The organism is Streptomyces sp. CCM_MD2014 (genome assembly GCF_000772045.1).
Taxonomy (GTDB): domain Bacteria; phylum Actinomycetota; class Actinomycetes; order Streptomycetales; family Streptomycetaceae; genus Streptomyces; species Streptomyces salinarius.
The window spans coordinates 3,293,676-3,305,613 of sequence record NZ_CP009754.1 but is presented as its reverse complement, the minus strand read 5'-3'; the positions used below and the strand labels follow the sequence as shown (position 1 = coordinate 3,305,613).

Below are 11,938 nucleotides of genomic sequence, written 5' to 3'. Positions count from 1 at the left end.
GGTCATACCGCCACGACACACACGGCGGACGTCCGGGCGGGGCGGCGGTGCATCGGCACCGGCCCCCGTTCCCCGGACGCCACGGACACCGGGAGCAGCAGCCATGACGCACCACGCCTCGACCCCCAGCACCCCCCTCCTGGTCACCGGAGGCACCGGCACCCTCGGCGGCCACGTCGTCCCGCTGCTGCGGGAGGCCGGCCGCGACGTCCGCGTCCTCACCCGGCAGACCCGCCCCGCCACCGGTGACGGCGTCACGTACGTCACCGGCGACCTGCGTACCGGCGAGGGCGTCGAGGCCGCCGTCGACGGCGTGCACACCGTGCTGCACCTGGCGGGCGGTCCCAAGGGCGACGACGAGGCGACCCGCACCCTGGTCCGCGCCGCCGCCCGCGCGGACGTACGGCACCTCGCGTACATCTCGGTCGTCGGAGCCGACCGCGTTCCCCTCGCCTGGCTGCGCACCAAGCTGGACTCGGAGCGGGCGATCGCCGACTCGGGCCTCGGCTGGACGGTGCTGCGGGCGGCCCAGTTCCACGAGCTGACCCTGACGATGATCGAGAAGATGACCCGGCTGCCGGTGCTCCCGGTGCCCGGCGGGCTGCGTCTGCAACCGGTCGCCGCCCGCGAGGTCGCCGTACGCCTGGCCGAGCTGACGCTTGCCGAGCCGTCCGGCCGGGTGCCCGACATGACCGGTCCCGAGGTCCTCGATCTGGCCACGCTGGCCCATTCCTATCTGGACCTGCGCGGCGGGCGCCGGCGCCCGAAGCTGCCGGTGCGCATTCCCGGGAAAGCGGGGCGCGCGTACCGTTCTGGCCAGAATCTCACTCTGGAAGACGCGCTGGTCGGCAAGGTGACGTGGACGGAATTCCTGGCGGAGAGAGTGGCCGTATGAGTTGTCCGGGCCTTTCTGGCCGAAACTCGGCGCAGCTGAAGAATATGCGCATGACAACAATTGCAAAGTGGACCAAAACCTTCCCCCCCTCCTCCGCAAAGGCTGAAGAAATACCGTTTCTGCAGTGGATTCCGGCGAGATGCTGAATGCGGCACACAGCGTGCCCGCCGTATTCCGGCGGGCATTGCTCCGTCGCGTCCGCAAGGAGATGGCAGCGTGGTGCGAAGCAGGGCGAAGGCCGCGGCCGACGCCGCCGACCGGCTTCTGAAGGCAGGTCGGCTGCTGCGGAGGTCCCCGACCACCCTCGATCTGAGGGCCGTGTACCGCACGGACCAGAACGTCAACGACCGTCCTTATCGTGAGCGGTGGGCGCATGACAAAGTCGTGCGCTCCACTCACGGCGTCAACTGCACGGGATCGTGTTCGTGGAAGGTGTACGTCAAGGACGGTCTGATCACCTGGGAGACCCAGCAGACGGATTATCCGAGCGTCGGCCCCGACCGGCCCGAGTACGAGCCGCGCGGATGCCCGCGCGGCGCCTCCTTTTCCTGGTACACCTACTCGCCCACCCGTGTTCGCCATCCGTTGGCCCGCGGCGTCCTCGTGGAAATGTACCGGGACGCAAAACGCCGGCACGGCGGCGATCCCGTGGCCGCCTGGGCCGAGCTGACCTCCGACCCCGAAAAGCGCCGCCGCTACCAGTCGGCCCGCGGTCGCGGCGGCTTCGTCCGCGTCGACTGGGACGAGGCGCTGGAGATCGCCGCCGCCGCCCAGGTGCACACCATCGCCGAATACGGCCCCGACCGGGTCGCCGGGTTCTCCCCGATCCCCGCCATGTCCATGGCCTCGCACGCGGTCGGCGCCCGCTACCACTCCCTCATCGGCGCCCCGATGATCTCCTTCTACGACTGGTACGCCGACCTGCCGATCGCCTCCCCGCAGGTCTTCGGCGACCAGACCGACGTACCGGAGTCGGGCGACTGGTGGGACGCGGCCTATCTGATGCTGTGGGGCTCCAACGTCCCCGTCACCCGCACCCCCGACGCGCACTGGATGGCGGAGGCGCGCTACCGGGGCCAGAAGGTCGTCGTCGTCTCGCCGGACTACGCGGACGCCACCAAGTTCGCCGACGAGTGGCTGCACCCGCACCCCGGCACCGACGGGGCGCTCGCCATGGCCATGGGACACGTCCTGCTCACCGAGTTCTTCGTGCGCCGTCAAGTTCCGTACTTCACCGACTACGTCAAGCGCTTCACCGACCTGCCCTTCCTCGTCGCCCTCGACGAGCACGCGGACGGGCACGCGGACGGGCCCCGCGAGGGGCGCACGGCGGACCGCTACACGCCCGGCAAGTTCGTCACCGCGGCCGACCTCGGGCTCGGCCGGCACGCCGACGCCGCGGCGCGGGCCTGGATGCCGGTGCTGATCGACGCCGACACCGACGACGTGGTCGTCCCGAACGGCACCCTCGGCGACCGGTGGGGCAAGGGCGGCGAAGGGCGCTGGAACCTCGACCTGGGCGGCACCGACCCGCTCCTCACCCTGCACGGGCACACGGGCGGCCGCGGCGACGACGGCGTCGAGGTGGTGCTGCCCCGCTTCGACGAACCCGGCGCCACCGTCGTGCGCGGCGTACCGGCCCGGGAGATCGGCGGCCGGCTCGTCACCACCGTCTACGACCTCCTCCTCGCCCAGTACGCCGTCGCCCGCCCCGGCCTCGCCGGCCACTGGCCCACCGGCTACGACGACGCCGAGCAGCCCTGCACCCCCGCCTGGCAGGAGCGCCTCACCTCCGTCCCGGCCGGGGCGGCGGTCCGCGCGGCCCGGGAGTTCGCGCGCACCGCCGAGCAGACCCGCGGCCGCTGCGTGATCGTCATGGGCGCCGGCACCAACCACTGGTTCCACTCCGACACCATCTACCGTTCCTTCCTCTCCCTGCTCATCCTCACCGGCTGCCAGGGCGTCAACGGCGGCGGCTGGGCGCACTACGTCGGCCAGGAGAAGGTCCGCCCGTACACCGGCTGGCAGCAGCTGTCCACGGCCGCCGACTGGGTCCGGCCCTCGCGGCAGATGGCGGGCACCCCGTACTGGTACCTGCACAGCGGCCAGTGGCGGTACGAGTCCCACGCCGCCGACGCCCTCGCCGCGCCCACCGCGCCCGGCTCCCTCGCCGGGCTGCACACCGCCGACCTGGTCGCCCAGTCGGCCCGGCTCGGCTGGATGCCGTCGTACCCGACCTTCGACGCCAACCCGCTCGACCTGGGCCGCCGCGCCCGAGAGAGCGGTCAGGAGCCGGGGGAGTGGATCGCGGAGCAACTGGCCTCGGGCGCCGTCGACTTCGCGTGCGAGGACCCCGACGCGCCCCGCAACTGGCCGCGCGTGCTCACCGTGTGGCGGGCCAACCTGATCGGCTCCTCCGCCAAGGGCAACGAGTACTTCCTGCGCCACCTGCTCGGCGCCCGCGACGGCGCCACCGCCGACGAGGCGCCGCCCGAGCACCGGCCGCGCTCGGTGGCCTGGCGGGACGACGCCCCGCAGGGCAAGCTCGACCTGCTGCTCAGCCTCGACTTCCGGATGACCTCCACGACGCTCTTCTCCGACCTCGTGCTGCCCGCCGCCACCTGGTACGAGAAGCACGACCTGTCCTCCACGGACATGCACCCCTTCGTGCACGCCTTCAGCCCCGCGATCAACCCTCCCTGGCAGGCCCGCACCGACTTCGAAATCTTCCACTCCCTCGCCCGCCGCCTGAGCGAACTCGCCGCCGGCCGCCTCGACACGGCGTACGACCTTCTCGCCACCGCCCTCCAGCACGACACCCCCGGCGAGACCGCCCAGCCGGGCGGCCGGGTCACCGACTGGCGCGACGGCCGCACCCCCATCGAGCCGGGCCGCAACGCCCCTCGGGTGACCCTGGTGGAACGGGACTACACGGCCGTCGCCGACCGGCTCGCCGCCTTCGGCCCGCTGGCCGAGGAACACGGCATGACCGTCAAGGGCGTCACCGTCAACCCGCACGACGAGGCCCGTTGGCTCGCCGCCCGCTGCGGCACCGCACCCGCCGGACCGGCCCGGGGGCGCCCCCTGCTCGACACCGACGTCAAGTTCTGCGAGGCCATCCTCGCCCTGTCCGGCACCACCAACGGCCGCCTGGCCGCCGAGGGCTTCGACCGGCTCGCCGACCGCGTCGGCCCCGGCGCCGGGCTCGCGGAGCTGGCCGCGTCGGTGGCGGAACGGCGCGTGGTCTTCTCCGACACCCAGGAACGGCCCGTGCAGGTCGGCGCGAGCTTCGAGTGGTCCGGCAAGGAGGGACCCGACCGGCGCTACTCGCCGTTCACCGTCAACACGGAGCACAAGAAGCCCTGGCACACCCTCACCGGCCGCCAGCACTTCTACGTCGACCACGACTGGATGGCCGAGCTGGGCGAGCAACTCCCGGTCTACCGGCCCCCGCTGGATCTCGCCGAACTGGGCGACGCGCCGACGTCGGCGGGCGAGGGCCGTGCGGTCACCGTCCGCTACCTCACCCCGCACGCCAAGTGGTCCACCCACAGCGAGTACCAGGAGAACCTGCTGATGCAGACCCTGGCCCGCGGCGGCCCCGTCATCTGGATGAGCCCCGCCGACGCCGACGCGATCGGCGCCGCCGACAACGACTGGGTCGAGGCCGTCAACGCGCACGGCGTCGTCGTCGCCCGCGCGATCGTCTCCCACCGCATCCCCGACGGCACCGTGCTGATGTACCACGTGCAGGAACGCCTGGTGAACGTGCCCAAGTCGGAGGCGAACGGCCGCCGGGGCGGCGTGCACAACTCCCTGACCAAGCTGCTCGTCAAGCCCACCCACCTGATCGGCGGCTACGGCCAGCTCTCCTTCGCCCCCAACTACTACGGCCCGACCGGCAACCAGCGCGACGCCGTCACCACGATCCGGCGCCGTTCCCAGGAGGTCACCTACTGATGCGCGTCATGGCACAGGTGGCGATGGTCATGAACCTCGACAAGTGCATCGGCTGCCACACCTGCTCGGTCACCTGCAAACAGACCTGGACCAACCGCACCGGCACCGAGTACGCCTGGTTCAACAACGTCGAGACCCGCCCCGGCCAGGGCTACCCCCGGGGCCACGAGGACCAGGAGAAGTGGAAGGGCGGCTGGCGGCTCAAGGGCGGGCGCCTCGTCCCGCGCAGCGGCGGCCGAGCCCGCCGCCTGGCCCGGCTCTTCGCCAACCCCGAACTCCCCACCCTGGACGACTACTACCAGCCCTGGACCTACGACTACGAGAACCTCACCACCGCCCCCCTCGGCGACGACATCCCCACCGCCCCGCCCCGCTCGGCGATCGACGGCCACCCCACCGCCATCATCTGGGGCCCCAACTGGGACGACGACCTGGGCGGCGGCCCCGCACAGCTCGCCGCGGACCCCCTCCTCGCCCGGATGAGCGAGCAGGTCCGCCTCGACTACGAGCGGGCGTTCATGTTCTACCTGCCCCGCATCTGCGAGCACTGCCTCAACCCGTCCTGCGTCGCCGTCTGCCCCTCCGGCGCCCTCTACAAGCGCCTCGAGGACGGCATCGTCCTCGTCGACCAGGACCGCTGCCGGGGCTGGCGGATGTGCGTCAGCGGCTGCCCGTACAAGAAGGTCTACTTCAACCACGCCACCGGCAAGGCCGAGAAGTGCACCTTCTGCTACCCGCGCATCGAGGCCGGCGACCCGACCGTCTGCTCCGAGACCTGCGTCGGCCGCCTCCGCTACCTCGGCGTCATGCTCTACGACCCCGACAAGGTCGGCGCCGCAGCCTCCGTCACCGACGAGAAGGACCTGTACGAGGCCCAGCTCGGCTGCTTCCTCGACCCCGACGACCCCGAGGTGGCCCGCGCGGCCCAGGCGTCCGGCATCCCGCACGACTGGATCGAGGCCGCGCGCCGCTCCCCGGTGCGCGCCCTGATCAGCCGCTACCGCGTCGCGCTCCCGCTGCACCCGGAGTACCGCACCATGCCCATGGTCTGGTACGTCCCGCCGCTCTCCCCGGTCGTCGACGCCCTCACGGGCACCGGCCACGACGGGGAGGACCCGGCCGCCCTCTTCGGCGCGATCGACACCCTCCGCATCCCCCTCGGCTACCTCGCCGAACTCTTCACCGCGGGCGACCCGGGGCCGGTCGAGGCCGCCCTGTGCCGGCTGGCGGCGATGCGCTCCCACATGCGGCGCGTGAACCTCGGAGAGGCACAGGACCCGCGGATCGCCGAGGCGGTCGGCCTGGACGAGCCCGGCATCCTGGAGCTGTACCGCCTGCTCGCCCTCGCCAAGTACGACGAGCGGTACGTCATCCCGACCACCTACACCGGCTCCGTCCCCGACCCCGACGGGACCGGCGCGGGCTGCAGCCTGGACGGCGAGGGCGGACCGGGGATGATGCCGGACGGTGCGGGTGCTGGAGCGGGCGCGATGTCGCAGGCCCGGGGGTTCGACCCGGAGGCCTTCCACGCGCCGCCGACCGCCGACACCTCCGGCACGTTCACGTCCCTGCGCGGATCCACGTCCCTGCGCGGCCGGGTCAACCTCCTGAACTGGAACGGGAAGGGACGCCCGGACGGCCTCTTCCCGCGCGCCCGCCGCTCCGTGCGGACGGAGCCCGAGCTGTGAGCCGCGGCCGTGCCGCAAGCGCCCCCGTCGCCCCGGTCGTCTTCCAGGCGGCCTCCCTGCTGCTGGCCTACCCGGACCGCGACTGGCCCCGCCGCCCGCGCACCGTCCGCGAGACGGTCGCCGCCCTCCCCGGCCCCGAGATCCCCCTCCTCCTCTCCTTCTGCGACCAGGCGGAGCGGGAAGACCCCCTGGCCCTGGCCGCCCGCTACGTCGCCACCTTCGACCGCAGCCGGCGCCGCTGCCTCTACCTCACCTACTACACCGACGGTGACACCCGCCGCCGGGGCGCTGCACTCGCCCGTATCAAGTCCGCGTACCGCGCCCACGGCTGGCTGCCCCCGGACGACGAACTGCCCGACTTCCTGCCGTTGTTGCTGGAGTTCGCCGCCCGCACCCCCGACGCGGGCACCGCGCTGCTGACCGAGCACCGCGCGGCGATCGAGGTCCTGCGCTACGCCCTGGAGGCGTACCACAGCCCCTACGCCGCCCTCCTCCAGGCAGTCTCCCGGTGCCTGCCGGGCCAGGCACCGGCCAGCCGTGAGGAGGCCCTGCGCCTGGCCCGTACCGGCCCGCCCGCGGAGGCGGTGGGCCTGGACGTGCCGGGCGCCTTCCCCGCCCGGTCCGGGCAGCCGGGGCCGTACGGGCGGTCGGAGCCGTACGCGCAGTCGGGGCCGTACGGGCAGTCCGGGCCGCACGACGAAGGAGTCCGCCGATGAGGCACCTGCACACCGCCCTGTGGGGCGTCCTGCCCTACCTGAGCCTGGTGGTGCTGGTGGCGGGCACGGCCTGGCGCTATCGCTACGACCGCTTCGGCTTCACCACCCGCTCCAGCCAGCTGCACGAGAGCCGGCTGCTGCGCGTCGCCGGCCCGCTCTTCCACTACGGCCTGCTGTTCGTGATCGCGGGCCACGCGGCCGGTCTCCTGGTCCCCGAGGCGCTGACCGACCGCCTGCGCATCAGCGAGGAGCTGTACCACACCAACGCCCTCCTCGCGGGCGGCACGGCGGGTTTGGCCACCCTGGCGGGCCTCGCCCTCCTCCTGTACCGCCGCCTGCGCACCCCGGCGGTCCGGGCCGCGACCAGCCGCGGCGACCGGGTGGTCTACCCCCTGCTGATCACGGTCGTCCTCGCCGGACTGACGGCCACCGCGTCCGGGGCGACCGCGGCCTCGACGTACGACTACCGGCTCGGCGTCTCGGTCTGGTTCCGCAGCCTGTTTGTCCTGGACCCGGACGTGACCGCGATGGCCGGGGCGCCGCTGGTCTACCGCCTGCACGCGCTCCTCGCCATGGCCCTCTTCGCCCTGTGGCCCTTCACCCGCCTGGTCCACGCCTTCACGGCACCGCTGGGCTATCTGGTGCGGCCGTACGTCGTGTACCGCTCCCGGGGGCGCGGCGGGGTGGCGGCGGGCCGGCCGGGACGCTGACCGCTCGGCGGGCGCCGCTCAGCGGGTCGCCGGCCGACGCCGGCGGCGCAGCGCTGGGTCGAGCAGCGCGGGCGTGGCGTCGAACTTCTCGTGCGCAGCCAGGTCCGTACCCGGCGCGACGACGGCGTCGATCGCGTCGAGGACGTCGTCGGAGAGCACGGTGTCGGCGGCGGCGAGCTGGGAGCGCAGGTGGTCCAGGGTGCGGGGCCCGACGAGCGCGCCGGTCACGGCCGGGTGGGCGGTCACGAAGCCGAGCGCGAGCTGGATCAGCGTGAGCCCGGCCTCGTCGGCGACGGCGGCCAGCTTCTCGACGGCGTCGAGCCGGGCCTGGTTGGCGGGCACCGAGGGGTCGAAGCGCTCGGGCATGAACCCGGACCGGTGCGTGGTGACCTCCCGGCCCGCGCGCACCGCGCCCGACAGCCACCCCGAGGCCAGCGGGCTCCACACCAGCACGCCGAGTCCGTACTGCTCGGTCACGGGCAGCACGTGGCTCTCGATCCCGCGCTGGAGCATGGAGTAGCTGGGCTGCTCGGTGACGTACCGGCTCAGCCGGTGCTCGCGGGCGGCCCACTGCGCCTCGACGATCCGGTACGCGGGGAAGGTGGAGGACCCGAAGTACCGGATCTTCCCGGCGCGTTGCAGGTCGGTGAGCGCGGACAGCGTCTCCTCGTCGCTGGTGTTCGGGTCCCACCGGTGGATCTGGTACAGGTCGACGTGGTCGACGCCGAGCCGCCGCAGGCTGTTGTCCAGCTCGGTGACCAGCCAACGGCGCGAAGAGCCCTGGTGGTTGGGGTCGTCGCCCATCGGCATGTTCGCCTTCGTGGCCAGCACGATGTCCTCGCGACGCCCGGCGATCGCCTTGCCGACCATCTCCTCGGACTCGCCGGCGCCGTACATGTCGGCGGTGTCGATGAGGTTGATCCCCGCCTCCAGGGCGGCGTCGACGATGGCGGTGGCCTCGTCCTGGGTGGTGCGCCCGATGCTGCCGAAGTTCATGGCGCCGAGCGCGAGCGAGCTGACCTGCACTCCGGTGCGGCCCAAGGTGCGGTACTGCATGACGTGTTCCTCCACTGCGGGTGGCGTGACGTGGCATGGCTTGGTGGCGGGCTCGACGCTCTGGCATCATGGAGAGCCCAAGCGGAACACCGTCCCGTTTACTCGTCCGACGATACGGAACGCTGTCCCGTTTATCAAGCGGTGAAGGGAAGAGCACGGTGAAGGACGGCGAAGCGGCGACGGGGCGGGCGGCCTCGCGGCCCAAGCGCGCGGACGCCCGGCGCAACGAGGAGACCCTGCTCGACGCGGCCGCCGCGGTGTTCGTCAGATCGGGCGTGGAGGCCCCCGTACGCGACATCGCGGCCGAGGCCGGCGTCGGCACGGCCACGATCTACCGCCACTTCCCGACCCGCGCGGACCTCATCATCGGCGTCTACCGCCACCAGGTGGAGGCCTGCGCCGAGGCCGGCCCCGCCCTGCTGGCGAGCAGCCCGACCCCGTACGCCGCGCTCGCGAGCTGGATCGACCTCTTCGTCGACTTCCTGGTCACCAAGCACGGCCTCGCCGCGGTCCTCCAGTCCGACAACGCCGGCTTCGAGACCCTCCACGCCTACTTCCTCGACCGCCTCGTCCCCGTCTGCACCGACCTCCTCACCGCCGCGACCGCCTCCGGCGAGATCCACACCGACGTCGGGGCCTACGCCCTCATGCGCGGCGTCGGCAACCTCTGCATCGGCGCGGAGACCCCCAGCCCGCAGTACGACGCGCGGGAGCTGGTGCGGGTCCTGGTCGCGGGGTTGCGCGGGGTGGGGTGATCCGGGCCCGGCGGGCGTTCCGGGTCAGGTTCGTCCGCTCAGCGCGTCCACAGCGACAGGTCGCTGCTCGTCGCCACGGCGATGGTCCGGCCGGAGGGCGAGAAGCCGGCCGCCCGGAAGGTCGAGTAGTCGGCGTGGAAAATGTGCCACCAGCCCTCCCCGTGCGGACCGGCGTGCGGGAGTCCGCCGTCGCGGGACAGCAGGACGCGCTCGTTCGGCCAGGCGGGGGTGACGACCTCCAGCTCCCATCCGTCCCGGGTGCCGGTGTGCAGGCCGCCACCGAAGAGGCCCGCGATGTGCACCCTGCTGCCTTCGACCGGCCCCAGCCCGGGACAGGAGAGATCGGCCGCCTCGTCCGGTGTGCTGCTCTCGGGATCGGGGTCCCGGTCCCTGGCGATCTTCTCCCCGGTGACGGCGTCGAAGAGGCCGTGACCGTCGTGCGAGACGACCATGACCAGGTCGCGTCCGCTCTCGGGATGCGAGGCGAAACCGATGCCGAGCAACCCGCCGACCGCTACGAAGGCGACGGATCGCCAGGGCTCGGGCGCGGCCACCACGGGCGCCGCGAGCAGCCGGTCCCGCATGGCTCGCTGGTACGCCGAAAGCTGCGGCTCGTGCACCGACGGCTCGGTGAGGGGCGACTTCTTCGCCCTGGACATGGTGACTCCCTCAGAGTCCGGAAGGCCGGCTGGACAGCCAGTCCGCGTGACGGCCGCGAAGCCGGTCGCGCTCGCCGGGCGTGGCGAGAACGACGTCCGCACCGCCGTCGTACGGGTGGTGGATGCGGCGGAGTTCCGTGTCCGTGACGAACACGTCGACGAGCGCCTCGTCGGCCACCGCGCGCAGCAGGGCGTCGACGCAGCCGTGCCGCCAGGGACGCAGGTCCGCGTAGAAGCGGGTGTGGGTGTGAAAGGCGGGGTCGGGGTCGTCCTCGTCCGAGTCGGTCCACCAAGGGACGCCATTGGGGTGCAGCTCCCGCCGTGGCGTCGGGAACGCGGCCGGTCCGTCGGGCGCACCGGACCACTCCGAGGTCACGACGTACACGTGGCGGTCTGCGAACAACTCGTCGAGCACCGTGTTGTACCGGTGCAGCACGACCGCGTACTCGTCCTCGGACTCCGGATAGCGCTTCGAGCCGGGGAGGCTGTGGAATCGGACCCAGCGGTCGGCGTACGCACTGCGGAACGTGTGCGCGACGGGCGGCCCCGACGGGCGCCGGGCGCGCCACAGGGCGGCGAGCGCGCCGGGGGAGTGGTCCGTCACGGTCGTAGGTTACTCAGCAGTTCTTCCGCGGCGGGGTACGGCTGCTCCCGGGGCAGCAGGGCTCGCGCCGCGTCGAGGTCGTCCTTCCGCACGAGGGCGTGGATCTCGTGGGCGAGCGGGGTCACGTCCCGGATGGCGACCGTCCACTCGTCGGCGTAACCGCGTGCGGCCTCGCCGGAGAGCCCCAGTTGCAGGGAGCGGTACGGCAGGGGCCGCAGACGCAGGTCGCGCTCCGGGTCCCACTGGACGCGGGTGGGCGAGCGCTTCAACTCGCGTTGCCAGGTCTCCCGGTCGGGGTGCACGCCGGGCGCGTAGCTCGACAGGCACGCGTTGCGCAGGGCCCAGTCGAAGCCGTCGCGGCCGATCTCGACGGCCAGGACGGTCTCCTGGCCCTCCTTGGTGGCCCATCCGCAGCGGTACATCATCCACAGGAACGACGGCTTGATCCACGTCATCCTGTCCCGCTTCCAGGCCGCCGGAAAACGTCCCTCCCGGGCGGCGGGGAGGCCGATCTCCGGGGAGTACGCCTGGTAGACGGTGACGGTGGACGCCGTGTGAACCGCCCGGATCTCGCGCTGCGCTTCGTACATGCCGTACAGCTTCGACCGGAGGCCACGCCCCGGGCCATCGGTTTTCGACGGGGACGGCTACAGCGCGTCGAACGGGGGGATGAATCGGACGACGATGACCAAGGGACCCCGCGGTGCAACCAGGAAGTAGAACCACCCGCCGGCCGCATCCATCCTTCGCAGTCCGCCCGAGCACGGGCCGTTGCCGAGATCGCTGATGTCGACACCCGTACTGGCCAGGTCGATCAGTTGTCCGGCCAGGCGTTCCCCTTCCGTCACGAGGTGGCCGGGAGACCGCCTGCCACGTGGTCGTAGTCGGGGTCGTA

At 72.5% G+C, this 11,938-nt stretch carries 10 protein-coding genes; 6 read left to right on the top strand and 4 right to left on the bottom strand.

Annotated features, from left to right (window positions below; genetic code table 11):
• The first annotated feature begins 103 nt into the window (after nucleotides 1–103).
• From NI25_RS14275 to narI, 5 genes are all read left to right on the top strand, one after another.
• Nucleotides 104–895 (top strand): SDR family oxidoreductase, encoded by a 792-nt coding sequence (locus NI25_RS14275; RefSeq protein ID WP_061442824.1) that lies wholly within the window; start codon nucleotides 104–106, stop codon nucleotides 893–895.
• Between the two features lie 216 nt (nucleotides 896–1,111).
• Nucleotides 1,112–4,855 (top strand): nitrate reductase subunit alpha, encoded by a 3,744-nt coding sequence (locus tag NI25_RS14270; protein ID WP_061442823.1) that lies wholly within the window; start codon nucleotides 1,112–1,114, stop codon nucleotides 4,853–4,855.
• The gene (narH, locus tag NI25_RS14265) at nucleotides 4,855–6,543 is read left to right on the top strand and encodes a nitrate reductase subunit beta (protein ID WP_061442822.1); all 1,689 of its coding nucleotides are present in this window, start codon (nucleotides 4,855–4,857) and stop codon (nucleotides 6,541–6,543) included. The genes NI25_RS14270 and narH overlap by 1 nt, the downstream gene beginning before the upstream one ends.
• Complete coding sequence (narJ, locus tag NI25_RS14260) at nucleotides 6,540–7,259, top strand: nitrate reductase molybdenum cofactor assembly chaperone (protein ID WP_061442821.1); 720 nt, start codon at nucleotides 6,540–6,542, stop codon at nucleotides 7,257–7,259. The genes narH and narJ overlap by 4 nt, the downstream gene beginning before the upstream one ends.
• The gene (narI, locus tag NI25_RS14255) at nucleotides 7,256–7,969 is read left to right on the top strand and encodes a respiratory nitrate reductase subunit gamma (RefSeq protein ID WP_061442820.1); all 714 of its coding nucleotides are present in this window, start codon (nucleotides 7,256–7,258) and stop codon (nucleotides 7,967–7,969) included. The genes narJ and narI overlap by 4 nt, the downstream gene beginning before the upstream one ends.
• Nucleotides 7,970–7,987: 18 nt before the next feature.
• Here narI and NI25_RS14250 read toward each other — a convergent pair whose 3' ends face one another.
• Nucleotides 7,988–9,025 carry an aldo/keto reductase gene (locus tag NI25_RS14250; protein ID WP_061442819.1) on the bottom strand — a complete coding sequence of 346 codons (1,038 nt, stop codon included), beginning with the start codon at nucleotides 9,023–9,025 and terminating at the stop codon, nucleotides 7,988–7,990.
• Nucleotides 9,026–9,183: 158 nt separating this feature from the next.
• Between NI25_RS14250 and NI25_RS14245 the strand changes: the two genes are divergently transcribed.
• Nucleotides 9,184–9,780, top strand: a complete 597-nt coding sequence (locus NI25_RS14245) for a TetR/AcrR family transcriptional regulator (RefSeq protein WP_061442818.1) — start codon at nucleotides 9,184–9,186, stop codon at nucleotides 9,778–9,780.
• 38 nt (nucleotides 9,781–9,818) lie between these two features.
• Here the strand turns inward: NI25_RS14245 and NI25_RS14240 are convergent, their stop codons facing one another.
• The 3 genes from NI25_RS14240 to NI25_RS14230 are packed head-to-tail and all read right to left on the bottom strand — an operon-like array spanning nucleotide 9,819 to nucleotide 11,633.
• Complete coding sequence (locus NI25_RS14240) at nucleotides 9,819–10,439, bottom strand: hypothetical protein (RefSeq protein ID WP_061442817.1); 621 nt, start codon at nucleotides 10,437–10,439, stop codon at nucleotides 9,819–9,821.
• A 10-nt stretch (nucleotides 10,440–10,449) separates the two neighbouring features.
• Nucleotides 10,450–11,043 carry a DUF3885 domain-containing protein gene (locus tag NI25_RS14235; RefSeq protein WP_061442816.1) on the bottom strand — a complete coding sequence of 198 codons (594 nt, stop codon included), beginning with the start codon at nucleotides 11,041–11,043 and terminating at the stop codon, nucleotides 10,450–10,452.
• Nucleotides 11,040–11,633: a DUF4291 domain-containing protein gene (locus NI25_RS14230; RefSeq protein ID WP_061442815.1), complete on the bottom strand. Its 594-nt coding sequence runs from the start codon at nucleotides 11,631–11,633 to the stop codon at nucleotides 11,040–11,042. Before NI25_RS14230 ends, NI25_RS14235 begins: the two co-directional genes overlap by 4 nt.
• Nucleotides 11,634–11,938 lie beyond the last annotated feature (305 nt).